Origin of the sequence: Kribbella sp. NBC_00359 (genome assembly GCF_036097425.1) — a bacterium.
Lineage (GTDB): Bacteria > Actinomycetota > Actinomycetes > Propionibacteriales > Kribbellaceae > Kribbella.
In genome coordinates this window covers 4,423,891-4,440,344 of sequence record NZ_CP107975.1, presented here as the reverse complement: position 1 = coordinate 4,440,344, position 16,454 = coordinate 4,423,891, and the positions used below count along the sequence as shown (strand labels likewise).

Here is a 16,454-nt window from a genome sequence, read left to right as displayed (position 1 = left end):
GCGAGTTCTGTTACATCCGACTGAGGGAGGACTCTGGTCGCCGGCGGCGCGGGAGTCAAGAGATTTGGGCGAAACGACAGGGAAAACCCGCACCCGCGCCGATGTCAGGCCTGGGGTTTCAGTTCCCGGCGAAGGTCTTCCGGCAACACGATCGGAAGCCGGCAGGTGAATTTCTGACAGACGTACGCCGCCGCCCTGCCGTCGACGAGATCCCGGCCCGCCATCAGCGGTACGGCGAGACCGGGGCCACCGGCAACGATCGCCGTACCCCACGGCGCCTCGGTCAGCGCGGTCCGGCGCAGCTCGGGTGAATCCCCCGCGATCGCGATCTCCAGCGGACCGGCGGCGATCGTCTCGGCGACCGCGAGGGCGCGGCCGGCGAACCTCGGCGCGCGGTCCGCGATGGTGGCCGAGGCCTGCAGCGCCTGCTGTGCGGCGGTTTCGTAGCGGACCGATCCGGTCAGGCTCGCCAGCGTCGTGAACGCCTCGGCGGCCAGGCTGACGCCGGACGGGCTGGCGTTGTCGGTCGGGTCCTGCGGACGCCAGACCAGCTCCTCGGCGTCGGCAGCCGTGTCGAAGTAGGAGCCATCGGCAACGAACTGCTCCAGGGTCCGGTCCAGCAGCCGCTCGGCCGTCTCGAACCACTCGATGTTGCCGGTGGCACCCAACAGGGTCAGACAACCTTGCGCGTACGCCGTGTAGTCCTCGAGAACACCGTGAGCCGTGCCGCGTATCCCGTCGCGGGAGGTGCGATGGAGCCGGCCGGTGTCGTGGTCGAGGTGCACGTCCCGGACCAATCTGGCCGCGTGCTCGGCGGCTTCGACGTACTCGGGCTTGTCGAGGACGATGCCGGCGCGGGTGAGGGCGGTGATGGCCAGGCCGTTCCAGGCGGCGACCACCTTGTCGTCGCGGCCGGGGTAGGGGCGGTGGCTGCGGGCCTGCCGCAGGGTGGCCCGGATGCGCTGCCAGCGCTCGGGGTCGTCGGGGTCCACGCGAAGCTGGAGGACCGAGGAGCCGTGCTCGAAAGTCCCGGTGACGTCGCAGAGGTCGATCACCCAGTCGGCGTCGTCACCCAGCTCGTCCCGCAGTTGCTCGGGGGTCCAGACGTAGTACTTGCCCTCCTCCCCTTCCGTGTCGGCGTCGAGGGCGGAGGCGAAACCACCTTCCGGCGTGCGCAGTTCCGTCAGGAGGAACTCGGCGGTCTCCTCGGCGACGCGCCGGGCCAGCGGGTCGCCGCCGACCGTCCACCACTGCGTGTAGACGTCGAGCAGCAGGGCGTTGTCGTAGAGCATCTTCTCGAAGTGCGGGACGACCCACTGACCGTCGACCGAGTACCGCGCGAACCCGCCGGCGAGCTGGTCGTACATCCCACCCCGCGCCATCCGGTCGCAGGTCTGCGCGACCATCGCGAGCGCGTCGGCCGAACCGGTCCGGCGGTGGTGGCGGAGCAGGAAGTCGAGCACCATCGACGGCGGGAACTTCGGCGCCCGCCCGAAGCCGGCGTCCACCGGATCGAAGTCGGCCCTCAGGAGCTGAGCGGCCTTCGCGGTGTCGAACTCCCCCGGGACCGGTCGCTGCTGGGCTCCGAGCTGCTCGACCACCCGCCGGCCGATCCCGTCGATCTGGTCCCGCTTGGTCTGCCACGCGTCCGCCAGCGACTCCAGCACCTGCCGGAACGACGCCATCCCGCCGCGCGGATCCTTGGGAAAGTACGTGCCGCAGAAGAACGGCTCCGCGTCCGGCGTCAGGAACACCGACATCGGCCAGCCGCCCTGCCCGATCATCGCGACCGTCGCCGCCATGTAGATCGCGTCGACGTCCGGCCGCTCCTCCCGATCCACCTTGATGCTGACAAAGTGCTCATTCAGGTACGCCGCCGTCGCCTCGTCCTCGAACGACTCATGCGCCATCACGTGACACCAGTGACAAGCGGAGTACCCGACCGACAGGAACACCGGCACGTCCCGCTCCCGAGCCTCCTGGAACGCCTTGTCCGACCACTCCCGCCACGCCACCGGATTCTCCGCATGCTGCCGCAGATACGGACTGGTACTCCGCCCGAGCTCGTTGACCATGCCCCCACGGTAGGCGCTCCGATCGGGTGGAATGGACCGGGCCGGATCGGAGTTGCCTCTGGCATGGGCGTTCATCCGTTGTTCACGTCGCGGTTCAGTCCGCTTCGGTACGATCCTGAGTGGACGATTTCCGACGATGACGTGGAGTTGTTGCTGGAGGCCGCTCGTTGGGCACCCTCGGCCGGCAACTCGCAGCCGTGGGCCTACTTCACCGCGCGCCGGGACGAGCCGGACCACAAGCGAATCGTGCGTCACCTCGCGGCCAGCTCAGGCCGGTGGGCGCCGAGCGCCGGTCTGCTCGTCGTGACGATGGCGCACCGCTTCATAGAGGACACCGACTGGGCTTACTCGGACTTCGCGGACTACGACCTCGGCCAGTCGGTGGCCCATCTGACGCTGCAGGCCCAGGCGATGGGCCTTGCCTGCAGGCAGTTCCGGGCCTTCGACCTCGACGGGCTGACCGCGGACCTGGCGCCCGGCGCGGGCTGGCACATCGTCTCGATGATCGCCGTCGGCCGGGCCGCCGAAGAACGCCCAGCCGACCGAGCGCGTCGTACGACGGCCGACCTGCGCACCGCACCGTGGTCAGGCGGATGAGTACGCGCGCGCATATCATCCGGCCGGGATGAGTCCGGCCACCCCCGACGGTTCTACCGTGGCTGCTCGGAGGGGAACATGACCACTGAAACCCTGCCCGCGCCCACCCCGTTCACCCGCGACGATTACGTCGCCCGCATGCGCCGCGTTGTCGCGGACGCGCTGGAGGCTGGACTCTCCGGCGTCATCATCACACCAGGACCGGACCTGGTGTGGCTGACCGGTTATCAGCCCACCGCGATCACCGAGCGGTTGACGATGCTTGCCCTCGGCATCGACCGGGATCCCACCCTGGTGGTACCGGCGCTCGAGCGGCCCGACGCGGAGTCGGCGGAAGGTGCCAGCGCTCTCACCATGATCGACTGGACCGACGGATCCGATCCATACCCCTTGGCCGGCGAGCTGTTGAGCTCCGACGGCCGGTTCGGGATCTCGGACTCGGCCTGGGCCATGCACCTGCTCGGGCTGCAGCGGACGCGACCGGCCACGAGCTACCAGGCATTGACCGAGTGCATGCCGATGATGCGCGCGATCAAGGATGCCAACGAATTGGCGCGGCTGGCCCTGGCCGGTGCGGCCGCCGACGCTACGTACGAAGAGATCGTTCAGGTGCGATTCGCCGGCCGGCGCGAGACCGAGGTCGCGGCCGACCTGTCCCGGCTGCTGCGCCAGTTCGGCCACGAGCAGGTCGACTTCACCGTGGTCGGGTCCGGCCCCAACGGCGCCAACCCGCACCATGAGGCCGGGGATCGGGTCATCCAGTCCGGCGACACGGTCGTTCTCGATTTCGGCGGCCTGCGGTACGGCTATGGGTCCGATACGACCCGCACAGTCGTCGTCGGCGAGCCGAGCGCCGAGGTGCAGGAGGTGCACGACATCGTCAGGGCGGCACAACAAGCCGGCTTCGAGGCGGTCCGGCCGGGCGTGCCTTGCCAGGAGATCGACCGCGTCGCCCGCGCCGTCATCACCGAGGCCGGCTACGGCGAGCAGTTCATCCACCGGACCGGTCACGGGATCGGCGTGACCACCCACGAGCCGCCGTACATGGTGGAGGGCGAGGAGCAGTTGCTCGAGCCCGGCATGTGCTTCTCGATCGAGCCCGGCATCTATCTGGCCGGGCGCTTCGGGGTCCGGATCGAGGACATCGTCACCGTCACCGAGGACGCGGGACGACGGCTCAACAACACCGACCATCGCATCCGCGTCGTCGAGTAGGAGGCCACCGTGGCCGCGTCGTCGCAGGACCGTCCAAAGGCTCGCGGTCTTCGTCGTGGTGACCCTGGCGCAGCTCGAGCCCGAACTGCTTGCCTCGTCGACCTATCCACCGACGACAGACAGCGTCGCCGGTGCGCGGATGAGGATTTCCGTCGCTGCCATTCATCCACCGCGGATGAATCGACGGCGCGAGCGGCTTCGTAGCCTGAATTCGATAGTTCGTCATGTCATGGCCTTGGAGGCGATGAGAGTGTCGGCACCCAGCAGGATGCGCAGGTCTCAGGGATGGCCTGTCGCTCGAGGAGTCACGGCCGCGCGTCGGTCCCGCGGGGTGTGGTTGCCATGAGCTCGGCCGACGTTCCGGTCGAGCCCTCGCCCGTGGTGGCACCGGCCGTCCGGGCCAAAGCGCCCGCAACCGCATGGATCTCGTGGGTCGCCCTGGCGATGATGACCACGAGCTCCGTCGCAAGCCTCCGAGCCGCCCCGACCATGGCCGTCTACGGCCTGGCGTGCGTCTTCCTCTACCTGCTACCCGCCGTCGTGTTCCTGCTGCCCACGTCACTGGTGTCCGCGGAACTGGCGTCCGGCTGGAACGGCGGCGTCTACCACTGGGTGTCCGAAGGCATCTCGAAGCCGATGGGCTTCCTGGCCGTGTGGTGCCAGTTCGCGATGACGATCTTCTACTATCCGAGCCTGCTGGGGTTCGTGGCGAGCACCCTCGCGTACGTGTTCAATCCCGAGCTGGCCACAAGTGGTGTGTGGACCGCGGCGGTCATCATCGTCGTCTACTGGTCCGGTGTCTGGGTCTCCTCGCGCGGCACGAAGGGCGTGGCCGGCCTGGCCAGCGGCGGCCTGATCATCGGGACGTTGATCCCGGGCGTCGTCCTGGTCACCCTCGGCATCGTCTTCCTCGGCCAGGGCAACCCCTCGGCCGCACCGATGACCACCGACAACATCTTCCCGGCCTGGGCCGGCCTGTCGAGCCTCGTGCTCATCGTCAACAACTTCCTGTCCTACTCCGGCATGGAGATGAACGCGGTCCACGTGTCGTCGCTGAAGAAGCCGGCCAAGGAGTTCCCGAAGGCGATCTTCCTGGCGATGGGTCTGGTGCTGGCGATCTTCATCCTGCCCGCGCTGGCGATCAGCTGGATCGTCCCCGCGAAGGAACTCTCGCTCACCGCCGGTGTCATGCAGGCCTTCGACGCGGTCTTCGCGAACTTCGGCTGGCAATGGCTGACGCCGATCGTCGGGATCATGCTGGTCACCGCATCCGTGGCCGGAATGCTGACCTGGCTGGCCGGACCCTCCAAGGGCCTGCTGCTGATCTCCCGCCAGGAGGGCTACCTCCCGCCGTACCTCCAGCGCCTGAACAAGAACGGCGTCCAGCAGAACATCCTGGTCGTCCAGGGCCTCCTCACCACCCTGATCGGCCTCGCGTACGCGTTCATCCCGGACGTGTCGAGCGCGTACTGGATCTTCTCGGTGATCACCACCCAGGTCTACCTGATCATGTACCTGCTGATGTTCGTCGCCGCGGTCCAGCTGCGCCGCAAGGACCCGGACCACGCCCGTGGCTACCGGGCACCGATGCTGGTCGGCCTGTGCGGCGTCGGGTTCGCGGCGTCGCTGGCCGCGCTGCTGGTCGGATTCATCCCTCCGTCGCAGTTCGAGTCCGGTAACCCCTGGGTGTACCTCCTGATCGTCGGCGGCGGGGCGCTGGGTCTCGGCCTGCTCGTGCCGTTCCTGTTCTACCGGCTGCGCAAGCCGTCCTGGAAGCAGCCTGAGCCCGAGGCGGTGACTCCGTCATGAGCACCACGACGGAGACTTCGGACCGCCGCCACCGTTCGATGCTCTACATCGGCGCCGCGGTGGTGATCGTGATCCTGATGATCATCGGTCTCATCACCTTCAGCTCGGCGAGATCCACCCAGCAGGCCCAGCAGAAGGCCGATCAGCTCATCGCGGCCCTGAAGGCCGAGGGGGCACGGGCACCCTCGCAGGAACAGATCGTCCGGGTTCTCGGTGACGACGGCGGCGCCACCTGCACCGATCCGAACGAGGCCCTAGCCCGCGGAACCTTCCTCTCACTGCTGGTGAACGGAGCCGCGGGGCCGGGGATCCGGCCGGTGATCGCGGACACCAAGGTCGTTCGCGGCCAGCTGCTGATCATCAAGATCTACTGCCCGGACGAGCTGGAGAACTTCCAGAACTTCGTCGACAAGCTCAAGACCAGGAACGTCGCGGGGTGACTGAACCATGGAACTGCGAGCCAGGATCGCCGAGCTGATGTCGCCGGCGCGGTCGGAACTCGCCGACCTCGTCGCGATCAAATCCGTGGCGGACGCCCGCCAGTTCCCCGTCGAGGAATGCGAGCGGGCGGCGACGTGGGTGCTCGACAGGTTCGCCGAGCTGGGCTTCGCCGACGCCCATCTGGAGGAGACGGCCGACGGCAGCCGCGCTGTCGTCGGATCGCGGCCGTGCTCGACGCCGGACGTTCCCACGGTGCTGCTGTACGCCCACTACGACGTCCAGCCACCACTCGACGACGACGCCTGGCGCACGCCGCCGTTCGAGCTCACCGAGAAGGACGGCCGCTGGTTCGGCCGCGGGACGGCCGACTGCAAAGGCAACATCGTCGCGCACCTGACCGCGCTCCGGGCGCTCGGTGAGAACGTACCGGTGAACCTGAAGCTCGTGGTCGAGGGATCCGAGGAGCAGGGAACCGGTGGCCTCGAGGCGTTCGTGCCCGACCATGCCGAGCTGCTCCGGGCCGATGCGATCCTGGTCTGCGACACCGGCAACGCGGCCGTCGGGCACCCGGCGGCCACCGTGAGCCTGCGTGGCATGGTCAACGTGGTGGTGACCGTGGAGGCGCTCGGGACCGAACTCCATTCCGGCATGTTCGGCGGCGCCGCGCCGGATGCGCTCGCGGCGCTCGTCGCGATGCTCGGCAGCCTGCGCGACGAGCAGGGCAACACCACGATCAAGGGACTGGACAATACCGGGACCTGGTCGGGTGAGCCCTATCCGCCCGAGCAGTTCCATAGCGATGCGACGGTGCTCGACGGTGTCTCGCTGCTGGGCGACGGCACCGTCTCGGACATGCTGTGGGCGCGTCCGGCGGTGACCATCCTGGGCATCGACTGCCCGCCGGTGGTCGGGTCGGCGTCGGCCATCGTGCCGAAGGCGGCGGCACGGCTCAACCTCCGTATCCCGCCGGGGACGGACCCGGATCAGGCCGGGACCAGCCTGATCGACCAACTCCGGGCCACTGCTCCCTGGGGCGTCCAGGTCACCGCGGACATCGAAGCGGCCGGCGCGCCGTTCAAGGCCGAGATCGACGGGCCTGCCTACACGGCCATGGCAGCCGCGATGCAAGAGGCGTACGGACTGCCGATGGCGACGTTGGGACAGGGCGGGTCCATCCCGCTCTGCAACGTGTTCGCGGACACCTACCCCGGAGTCGAACTCATCCTGATCGGCGTGGAAGAGCCCCTGGCACTCATCCACGCGCCGAACGAGAGCGTCGACCCGAGCGAGATCGCGAACATGGCGTTGACCGAAGCCCGCTTCCTTCAGCACTACGCGACCATGGGCAGCACGAAGCCGGGCTGACCGCCAGGACGTGATCGCGGATCGTCAGGCGGTCTGGGACAGGGCGACGGACAGGCCCAGGGTCAGGGCCATGACGAAGAGTTCGGTGCCGACGACCTGCCAGAACGGCGTGCCGCCGTCGAGGAGGTCGCCGACGGCTCGGCGGCGCTGAAGCCAGGCGAGGATGATCAGGAGCAGGAAGGCCCCGATCTTCGCGATCAGGAGCGCGCCGTAAGCGTCCGAGGTGAGGGCGTCCAGGACCGAGCCCCAGCCACCGCCCATCGCGGCCAGGCGGCCGGCGGCGCTGATCAGCCCGCTGAGGAGGACTGCGATCGACGAGATCAACGCGACCTGGTTGAACCGCTCGAGCACGATCGGGAGTCCGGTCCGGCTGGCCCGTCCGTAGCGGACGAGACCCGCCAGGCCGCCGATCCACGTGGTCGCGGCGATGACGTGCACGACCAGGGCCGCCCCGGCGAGGACGACGTACGACTCGTTGCGCGGGTACGCCGTGACCGCGGTCGGGACGAGGGCCGCGATCGCGACCAGGACGCCGAGACCCGCGGCCGACGAGGTCTGCACCCGGCGGATGCCGACGGCCAGGGCGAGGACCAGGATGCCGGTGATCAGCAGGGACTTGACCTCCGGGACACCGAGGGCGTCGTCGAGGCGGAAGCGGAGCAGGTTCACCGGGGTGTCGAGCAGGATCGCCGCGGTGACGATCGCGCCGGCGAAGGCGCAGACCGCCCAGATGACGGCCGAGTTGCTGGCATCCCGGACGGCCCGGCGCCCCTGGACGCCGAGCGGGCCGCCTTCGACCCGGAGCAGGACGACCGCGGAGAGCAGAGCGCCGGCGCAGCCGACGGTCGCGAGCGTGGCGATCAGCCGGAAGAACGGCAGCAGCCACGAGACGAACACGCTGGGGCCGCCGATGCCCCCGAGCTCGCGCGGCTCACTGTCGGCTGCGTACAGGCCCACCACCAGCGCCACCGTGGCGATGACGATCGCACCCACACCACCCGCGACCAGACGTCCGGGCATGCGATGCCGGGCGGCGCGGGTCGCGGTCACAGAGCGGACCCGGCTACGGCACCATTCGACACCCGGCTCACTATAGGGTCAGCCGGAGGAGGGCCGCCCAGCTCGACACCATCTCGTGATCACCGTGTCGCGAAGCTGACGGAAATCAGTGCTGAGAGTGTTCCTTCGAATCACTCTGCGTCGGCTTCTCCGTCGTTGCCGCCGGATCCGTCGGCTCGGCATCGCCAGCCGGGGACGGAGAGCTGTCCGTGGTCGCTGGGCCGTCGGACGGTGCTGGGGCGTCCGCACCATCGCCGTCGAAGTCGATCTTCTTCAACTGCTTGCCCATGCTGCGCACCAGCAGCGCCGTGGCGGCACCGAGTGCGAGGACGATCAGGAGCGCGACCCATCCGGGGCGCACCGAGTTCGGATCGATCTCGGCCGTCAGAAGGGAGGTCGTCGCTAGCACGCCACCAGTCTCTCACTGTCTACGCCCGCCGTCAGCGCAGCCCCGCGAACAGGTCGTCCTCAGGTAGCTCCGGCTCGACCAGACTCCGGGCCAGCTCGTAGTCCTCGGTCGGCCAGGCCGCCTGATGCACTTCCAGCGGTACGGCGAACCACGCGCCGTCGGGGTCGATCTGGGTGGCGTGCGCGAGCAGGGCCTTGTCCCGGGTGGCGAAGTACTCCGCACACTCGACCCGGGTGGTGATCCGGCGCTCGTTCTCCGGGTCGGGCTTCCAGTCCTTGATGCGTTCGGCGTACGGCGACTCCAGGCCGCGCGCGATCATCGCGTCGTGCAGCGCCTTCATCCGCTCGTAGTGGAAGGTGTGGTGGTAGTACAGCTTGAGCGGCTGCCACGGCTCACCGAGCTCCGGGTAGGCGTCCTTGTCGCCGGCCGCCTCGAACGCGGCCACGGTGATCGTGTGGCACATCACGTGATCCGGATGCGGGTAGCCGCCGTTCTCGTCGTACGTCGTGACGACCTGCGGGCGGAACTCGCGGATCAGCTTCACCAGTGGGGCGGCGGCGTCCTCGACCTTGAGCGCGGCGAAGCAGCCCTCCGGCAGCGGCGGCAGCGGGTCACCCTCGGGGAATCCCGAGTCCACCCAGCCGAGCCACTCCTGCCGGATGCCGAGGATCTCCCGGGCCGCGTCCATCTCCTTGCGGCGGATCTCGGTGATGTTCGCCAGCACCTCCGGGCGGTCCATCTTCGGGTTCAGGATCGACCCGCGCTCGCCACCGGTACACGTGGCCACCATGACCTCGACACCTTCGGCCACGTAGCGGGCCGTCGAAGCGGCTCCCTTACTCGACTCGTCATCCGGGTGGGCGTGCACGTGCAACAACCGAAGATCTCCACTCACAAGACACAATGGTCCTCCAAGCCCCGCTCAAACTCACGACCGACCCCCTGGACCCCCGTTGACCGAGTCATCTGCCAGCATCCCGACCACCGACCTCGACGCCCGGTACGGACGGGACCGGAGGTCGCGCCGGCCGCTGCTGATCGGCGTGCTGGCTGTCGTCGTGCTGGCCGGTCTGGGCTGGCTGACGTGGGCGGCGGTGATCGGATCGAATCCGCCGGTGACGTCGCGGCTGCTCGGTTTCGAGGTGATGTCGGCCACCAGCGCGAAGGCGACGATCCAGGTGGACCGGACCAAGTCCGTCGAGGCGAGTTGCCGCCTGCAGGCGAAGGCCGCCGACTTCTCGATCGTCGGCGAACTCACCCTCACGATTCCGGCCGATTCCCCCCGCCACCAGACCCTCCCGGCGACCCTGACAACGCAGCGTTCGGCCACGTCGGTCGTCTTGATCGGCTGTACGACGGCCGACTCCCACCATCCCCACTGAGCCCTCGGGAACCGATTGCCCTCTACCCGGTCAGGGCGCGGGAAAAACCTCCAGGCAAGCGGTTTCCCAGCGTTTGAGAGATCAAAGAACTGTGGGGTTCTCCGCCGGATCTTGCTACGCTGAGTGGATTGGTCGCCGTCGACGACGGCGGCCAGAAGCATTTCTCTGCCCATCCCACCGACACAAGGAGCAGCCCGTGACGCAAAGGATCGAAGAGGACAGCGTTGTCTGGCTGACGCAGGACGGTTACGACCAGCTGAAGGCTGAACTCGAGCACCTCAAGGGCCCCGCCCGTGCCGAGATCACCCAGCGCATCAGCGAGGCCAGGGACGAGGGCGACCTGAAGGAGAACGGCGGCTATCACGCCGCCAAGGACGAGCAGGGCAAGATCGAGTTGCGGATCCGGCAACTGGAGGACATGCTCCGCCGCGCCCGGGTCGGCGAGACCCCGAAGAAGGGCGGCAAGGTCGAGCCCGGGATGAAGGTCTCGATCAAGTTCGCCGGTGACGACGAGGTCGAGACGTTCCTGCTCGGCTCCCGCGAACTGCTCGCCCTCGACGCGTCGGTAGACATCGACGTGTACTCGCCGCAGTCCCCGCTCGGTTCGGCGATCCTGGGTAAGAAGAAGGGCGAGAAGGCCACCTACGAGGCCCCGAACGGCAAGGACGTCACCGTCGAGATCGTCGCCGCCGTACCCTTCACAGGCTGACCCACCCAGCTCCGAGCGCCCCGGTGGACAACCACCGGGGCGCTTGCTTTCTGCCTAGTGAGTGGCCGGCGCGAAGAGTTCCAGCTGGATGTTGTCCTGGTCGCGGAAGACGAGGACCGATGCGTAGGGCTCGTCGACGATCGGGGACTGGGTGAGGGGCTTGTCGGCGGTGTCCGCGCGGACCACGCCATGGGCTTCCAGGTGGTCCTGCCACTGTTCGAGATCGGCGCGTGCGGCGACCGCGAAGCCGGCGTGGTCGAGGCCGGTGACGGTCTCCTTGGCCAGTGCGCCGTCGTTGGCGTCATGGCGGTGCAGCGCGATCATCAGCTGGCGGTCCTCGTCGGCCAGGATGCGACCGACGCCGCCTTCATGCGGTACGTCGAGCACGGGCCGGACGCCGAACACTTCGCCGTACCACTGGACGCTGGAGTCCAGGTCGGTCACGGTCAGGGCGAGGTGGTGGAGCGTGGGCTGGGTGACGCTGGTCATGATTTCCCCCTTGGTGCGGTGGTGTCCGCGCTCCCGAACTGAGCGAGGAACATCCGGGTGACGTCCTCGACGAGCCGGCTCCACCGGTCGCCGCCAGGGTCGTTGGAGACCTGCTGGCCGACCAGACCGACGGTGACGGCGGTCCAGATGTCGAGGTGCCGCGGATCGTGCACGCCGTTGCGTGCGAGGAGCTCCTGGGTCCGCTCGAGGGCACCGACCGCGAGCTCGTACGACTCGGCGGACGGCGTGAAGCCGGGCACCGAGTGCTGGAACAGCAACTGATACCGAGGTACGTCGGTGACGCAGAAGGTGACGAACTCCCGCGCGTCGACGAGCAGATCGTGCCGGGGATCGTCCGTAACCGGCAACGAGGCCTTCAGCTCGACGAACGCCTGCGCGGCCTGGGCGAACATCGCGTCCAGGATCGCGTTCTTGGACTCGAAGTACGCGTACAGAGTCGGCGTGGTGACGCCCGCCCGGCGAGCCAGCTCACGCAAGGACAGCGCGGCCAGGCCGTCCTCCCGCACCAGCTCCCAGGCAGCCTCCAGCACGGCGGCCCGGGCATTCTCCCGCCGCGCCTCCCGCCAGTTCACCCCCGGTTTCTTTAACACAGTTCGGATTATTTGCACGCCGTATAAATCTTGTCAATGGCTGGTGGCGCTCCGGTACTTCCGGACGGCGAGCGGCGCGAAGACGGCGATGATCGCGAAACACCAGATGAGGGAGAGCCAGACCGGGTGCCGGGCGGGGAAGCCGTCAGGGCTGGCAAACGGGGACGGGTTGCCGAAGAGGTGGCGGCTGGCGGCGACGATGGAGGAGATCGGGTTCCACTCGGCGATCGGTTGCAGGCCGCTGGGCAACTGCGGCGTCGGAACGAAAGCGTTCGAGAGGAAGGTCAGCGGGAACAGCCAGATCAACCCGGCCGATGCCGCCACCTCAGGAGCACCGACCGAGAGACCGATCAGCGCCCCGACCCACAGCATCGCGAAGGCGAACAGCAGCAGGATCCCGAACGCCGCCAGCGCCTGGCCGAAGCCGTGGTGCCAGCGCCACCCGACGATGAACCCGCAGAGCACCATGATTACCATCACGAATGCGTTGAACACCAGGTCACCGACAACCCGGCCGGCGATCACCCCGGACCTTGCCATCGGCAACGACCGGAACCGGTCGATGAGGCCCTTCGAGATGTCGTCGGCGAGCCCGACGCTCGACGACGCGACCGCGAACGCCATCGTCTGGGCGAAGATCCCGGCCATCAGGAACTCGCGGTACGCCTTAGGGCCGGGGAAGCCCGGGATCGGGATCGCGTTGCCGAAGACGTAGGCGAACAGCAGCACGAACATGATCGGCTGGATGGTCGCGTAGATCACCATGTCCGGTGTCCGCGGAATCCGCTTCAGGCTCCGCCATGCCAGCACTCCGGCATCGGTCAGCGCCCGGCCGATCGGATTCACCCGAGCCGGCAGATCAGTACTCACACTGCCTCCTTCTGCTCAGCCTCGTGCCCGGTCAGGGTGAGGAACACGTCGTCCAGCGTCGGCCGCCGCAGCCCGATGTCGGCGATCCGGATCCCGCCGGCGTCCCGCGTGCGGATCACCTCGACCAGCGTGCTCGAGCCACCCGGCGCGGGCACGGTGATCCGCCGGCTGTGCTGGTCGAGCGTGGTCGAGTCCGGATCGGCGATACCGAGAGCCGCGGTCAGCAACTCCAGCGCGCGGGATACCTCGTCCGGGTCGTGGACGACGACCTCGATCCGCTCCCCACCGACCTTCGCCTTGAGCTCGTCCGCCGTACCGCGGGCGATCACCGAGCCGTGATCGACCACCACGATGCTGTCGGCGAGCTCATCCGCCTCCTCCAGGTACTGCGTCGTCAGCAGGATGGTCACGCCGTCGCTGACCCGGTCGCGGATGATCTTCCACAGGTCGAGCCGCGAGCGCGGATCCAGACCCGTCGTCGGCTCGTCCAGGAACAGCACCTTCGGGTGGGCGATCAGCGAGCCGGCCAGGTCGAGCCGGCGGCGCATCCCGCCGGAGTAGGTCTTCAGGATCCGGTCCGCCGCCTCCGTCAGGTCGAAGGTGGCGAGCAGTTCCTCCGCCCGTTGCCTGGCCTGCTGACTGCTCAGCCGGTACAGCCGGCCGAACATCCACAGGTTCTCCCTGCCGGTGAGCAGTTCGTCGACCGCGGCGTACTGACCGGACAGGCCGACCAGCGAGCGGACCGTGTCGGCGTCCCTCACCACGTCGTGGCCGAGCACCCGGGCCGACCCCGCGTCCGGCTTCATCAGAGTGGTCAGCACCCGGACCGCCGTGGTCTTGCCGGCGCCGTTCGGCCCGAGCAGGCCGAGCACAGTCCCCTCCGGGATCTCCAGATCGATCCCGTCGAGCGCCTTCACCGCGTTCTTCCTGGTCTTGAACGTCTTCACGAGGCCAGTCGCCTCGACAGCAGCCATTCCGCACGTCCCCCTTCTGGATGTGACGCAGGCCACCATCCTGCCCGGCGAGGCCGACACTTTCGAATGAGTTCCACCTTGAGTCGGAGGGACTCAACTTTGTTGGTAGTTGAGTCGACAGGACTCAACTCAGCACTTACGGTCGCCGCATGAGCATCCTCCGCCACCCCGATTTCCGCCGTCTGTGGATCGCAGACCTGCTCAGCCAGCTCGGCTCGCGCCTGAGCATGATCGCGATCCCGCTGCTCGCCGTACTCACCCTGGACGCGTCCACCCTCCAGGTCTCGCTCCTGCGGACGTGCGAGACCGCCGCGTGGCTATTGCTCGGCCTGTTCGCCGGTGCGTGGGTCGACCGGGTCAGATGTCTCCCGGTGCTCGTGTACGCCGATCTGGGCCGCACACTGCTCTTCGCGTCGATCCCGGTCGCCGCGTGGTTCGGCGTACTGAGTCTCACGCAGCTGTACGTCGTACTGGCGCTGACCGGGATCCTCACGGTGCTGTTCGACGTGGCGCACAGCTCTTATCCACCCCGGCTGCTCGAGCCGGACCAGCTGTTGCCGGGCAACGCCAAGCTGGCCGCCAACCACTCCATAGGCGCGGTGATCGGCGCTGGTGCGGGCGGCGTACTCGTGCAGTGGCTCGGTGCGGCCGTGACGATCGGACTGGACGCCCTGAGCTTCCTGTGGTCAGCACTATGGCTTCGCTCGATCCGTACGCCGGAAGCCCAGCCGGTGAAGGCGGACCGTCCCGACCTGCGCCGGGAGATCGCGGACGGCATGCGCTACGTCTTCACCCACCCACTGCTGCGGCCGATCGCACTGAACACGGCAACGACCATGCTGTTCCAGGCAGCCGCCGGCGCGATCATGATCGTCTACCTGGTCCGCGAGGTTCACCTGCAGCCGGGGACCATCGGCGTACTCAGCATGATCGGTCTGCTCGGAGCCATCGTCGCGTCAGCGGTCACAGAGAGGATCAGCGACCGGTACGGCGATGCCCGCACGCTCCTGCTCTCGTCGACGGGCATCGGCGTCGCATTCACACTGCAGGCGCTGACCGCACCGGGCTGGCAGGTGACCTGGTACGTCGTCTCGATGCTGCTCGCCGGGTTCTGCATCATCGTCAGTTACATCCTGGAGGTGAGCATCCGGCAGCGCGTATGCCCGCCGGAGCTGCAGGGCCGGGTGACCGCCACCATGAGCTTCGTCAGCTGGGGCACCGCTCCGCTCGGAAGTCTGCTGGGCGGAGCGCTCGGCACTGTCTTCGGACTGCACGCCACACTCTGGGTCGCCGGCCTGGCCGCACTGGCCGGCACGGTGTTCCTCTACCTCTCACCGTTCCGGACGTTGCGCACGGTCCCGGCGACCCAGCAGGCAGATCAGTCGGAGACGATCTGAGCGGTGCCGACCAGCACCTCGACATCGAGCGCGGCGCGGCCGCGGCCGATCTCCACATCCTTGGACTGGCCGGAGACCGCACCGGTCCAGGTGACGCGGCCGAGCTGTGCCTCGGTGTGGACGCGGACGTCGGAGCCGCGACGCAGAGACACGTTGGCCGTGCCGGACTCGACCCGGACCCGGGAGCGACCCTTGGTGATCTGCGCGTCCAGGGTGGCCGAACCGGCCTGGACGAGCAGGTCGATCGGGCCGTCCACATCCGCGACCTTCGCCGTACCGGCGGTGACGCGGACCCGGGACAGCCCCGGCAGGCGCTCGGCGTTGACACTGCCGCCGGTCACCTCGACCTCGACCTGGAGGCTCGGATTGACCCGGATGGACAGCTCCCTGGCCAGGCCGTTCACGTGTGACTTCAGATCGGTCGGGTTGCGCAGCATGCTGAACCCGTCGATCGAGACACCCATGTCGCCTTCGCTGCTGATCGCAAGGGTGTCGCCGTCACGCTTGATCACGTGCGGCCCATCCACGGCGACGCCGTTGATCGCGGGCTCCCCGATCAACCGCACCCGCCGCCCGATGGCGCGCACGGTCACCCGCTGCACGCCGGCCGGCATCGGCACATTGCTGTGCTGTTCCTCGACCTCTTCTTCTTCGACAACTTCGTCGGAAGCGGCCGGCGCCTCGTCCACAACACTGTCCTGGACGCCAGTGACGACGGTTCCGGCCACCGGCTCCGGTGAGTCCACCGCATCCGGTGAGTCGACCACGTCCGCCCAGACCGAGGCGGAGGGAGTCTCGTCAGGTACGACGTCTTCGGCAACCGGAGGCTGTGCCGCCGGCTCGTCAGCCTGGGCCGTGCCCGGGGTCGTGATGGCGGCGATCAAGGTGGTGGCCTCCTCGGTGGAGAGGTGGCCCTTCGCGACCCGGTCGAGGATGTCCTTGACCCGCTGGTCGTAGCTCTGGTTGCTCATGCCCCCAGTCCAGCACCCCACTGGGTCGAAACCAATCCGGGATCGCCCCCAAAGCAGCAGTGCGGGCCCCGGAGAGTAGCC

General features: G+C 68.3%; 17 protein-coding genes. 8 read left to right on the top strand and 9 right to left on the bottom strand.

All coding sequences use genetic code 11. The features are described from left to right. Positions 1 to 104 precede the first annotated feature (104 nt). Positions 105 to 2,075 carry a thioredoxin domain-containing protein gene (locus OG876_RS21800; protein WP_328526745.1) on the bottom strand — a complete coding sequence of 657 codons (1,971 nt, stop codon included), beginning with the start codon at positions 2,073 to 2,075 and terminating at the stop codon, positions 105 to 107. A gap of 63 nt (positions 2,076 to 2,138) precedes the next feature. Here OG876_RS21800 and OG876_RS21795 point away from each other — a divergent pair, with 63 nt between their 5' ends. The 5 genes from OG876_RS21795 (at position 2,139) to OG876_RS21775 (ending at position 7,502) form a co-directional block, all read left to right on the top strand. Further along, positions 2,139 to 2,672, top strand: coding sequence for a nitroreductase family protein (locus OG876_RS21795; RefSeq protein WP_442914148.1), 534 nt, complete (start codon positions 2,139 to 2,141; stop codon positions 2,670 to 2,672). Between the two features lie 78 nt (positions 2,673 to 2,750). Then, positions 2,751 to 3,887: an aminopeptidase P family protein gene (locus OG876_RS21790; RefSeq protein WP_328526743.1), complete on the top strand. Its 1,137-nt coding sequence runs from the start codon at positions 2,751 to 2,753 to the stop codon at positions 3,885 to 3,887. Between the two features lie 342 nt (positions 3,888 to 4,229). After that, positions 4,230 to 5,696, top strand: coding sequence for an APC family permease (locus tag OG876_RS21785; protein ID WP_328526742.1), 1,467 nt, complete (start codon positions 4,230 to 4,232; stop codon positions 5,694 to 5,696). Continuing rightward, the gene (locus OG876_RS21780; RefSeq protein ID WP_328526741.1) at positions 5,693 to 6,136 is read left to right on the top strand and encodes a hypothetical protein; all 444 of its coding nucleotides are present in this window, start codon (positions 5,693 to 5,695) and stop codon (positions 6,134 to 6,136) included. The genes OG876_RS21785 and OG876_RS21780 overlap by 4 nt, the downstream gene beginning before the upstream one ends. A gap of 7 nt (positions 6,137 to 6,143) precedes the next feature. Beyond that, complete coding sequence (locus tag OG876_RS21775; protein ID WP_328526740.1) at positions 6,144 to 7,502, top strand: dipeptidase; 1,359 nt, start codon at positions 6,144 to 6,146, stop codon at positions 7,500 to 7,502. A 24-nt stretch (positions 7,503 to 7,526) separates the two neighbouring features. On the opposite strand, the gene OG876_RS21770 is transcribed toward OG876_RS21775, so the two are convergent. From OG876_RS21770 to mca, 3 genes are all read right to left on the bottom strand, one after another. After that, positions 7,527 to 8,552 (bottom strand): copper resistance D family protein, encoded by a 1,026-nt coding sequence (locus OG876_RS21770; RefSeq protein ID WP_328526739.1) that lies wholly within the window; start codon positions 8,550 to 8,552, stop codon positions 7,527 to 7,529. 115 nt (positions 8,553 to 8,667) lie between these two features. After that, entirely contained in the window at positions 8,668 to 8,970 is a 303-nt protein-coding gene (locus OG876_RS21765; RefSeq protein WP_328526738.1) for a hypothetical protein, read from the bottom strand. 31 nt (positions 8,971 to 9,001) lie between these two features. Then, a complete protein-coding gene (mca, locus tag OG876_RS21760) occupies positions 9,002 to 9,865 on the bottom strand; it encodes a mycothiol conjugate amidase Mca (protein ID WP_328526737.1) in 864 nt (287 codons plus the stop codon). Between the two features lie 58 nt (positions 9,866 to 9,923). On the opposite strand from mca, the gene OG876_RS21755 reads away from it, so the two are divergent. Both OG876_RS21755 and greA read left to right on the top strand, forming a co-directional pair. Further along, complete coding sequence (locus OG876_RS21755) at positions 9,924 to 10,352, top strand: DUF4307 domain-containing protein (RefSeq protein ID WP_328526736.1); 429 nt, start codon at positions 9,924 to 9,926, stop codon at positions 10,350 to 10,352. Positions 10,353 to 10,548: 196 nt separating this feature from the next. Continuing rightward, positions 10,549 to 11,061 carry a transcription elongation factor GreA gene (gene greA / locus OG876_RS21750; protein ID WP_328526735.1) on the top strand — a complete coding sequence of 171 codons (513 nt, stop codon included), beginning with the start codon at positions 10,549 to 10,551 and terminating at the stop codon, positions 11,059 to 11,061. A 54-nt stretch (positions 11,062 to 11,115) separates the two neighbouring features. On the opposite strand, the gene OG876_RS21745 is transcribed toward greA, so the two are convergent. From OG876_RS21745 to OG876_RS21730, 4 genes are read right to left on the bottom strand one after another with little or no spacing between them, the layout of a single operon-like run. Next, a complete protein-coding gene (locus tag OG876_RS21745; protein WP_328526734.1) occupies positions 11,116 to 11,550 on the bottom strand; it encodes a VOC family protein in 435 nt (144 codons plus the stop codon). Beyond that, the gene (locus OG876_RS21740) at positions 11,547 to 12,143 is read right to left on the bottom strand and encodes a TetR/AcrR family transcriptional regulator (protein ID WP_328526733.1); all 597 of its coding nucleotides are present in this window, start codon (positions 12,141 to 12,143) and stop codon (positions 11,547 to 11,549) included. The genes OG876_RS21745 and OG876_RS21740 overlap by 4 nt, the downstream gene beginning before the upstream one ends. A gap of 51 nt (positions 12,144 to 12,194) precedes the next feature. Further along, on the bottom strand, positions 12,195 to 13,031 hold the full coding sequence (locus OG876_RS21735; protein ID WP_328526732.1) for an ABC transporter permease: 837 nt from the start codon (positions 13,029 to 13,031) through the stop codon (positions 12,195 to 12,197). Further along, a complete protein-coding gene (locus OG876_RS21730) occupies positions 13,028 to 14,005 on the bottom strand; it encodes an ATP-binding cassette domain-containing protein (protein ID WP_328526731.1) in 978 nt (325 codons plus the stop codon). The genes OG876_RS21735 and OG876_RS21730 overlap by 4 nt, the downstream gene beginning before the upstream one ends. A gap of 149 nt (positions 14,006 to 14,154) precedes the next feature. Between OG876_RS21730 and OG876_RS21725 the strand changes: the two genes are divergently transcribed. Continuing rightward, a complete protein-coding gene (locus OG876_RS21725; RefSeq protein ID WP_328526730.1) occupies positions 14,155 to 15,402 on the top strand; it encodes an MFS transporter in 1,248 nt (415 codons plus the stop codon). Here the strand turns inward: OG876_RS21725 and OG876_RS21720 are convergent. Next, positions 15,384 to 16,373 (bottom strand): hypothetical protein, encoded by a 990-nt coding sequence (locus tag OG876_RS21720; protein WP_328526729.1) that lies wholly within the window; start codon positions 16,371 to 16,373, stop codon positions 15,384 to 15,386. The genes OG876_RS21725 and OG876_RS21720 overlap by 19 nt on opposite strands. Positions 16,374 to 16,454: the final 81 nt, after the last annotated feature.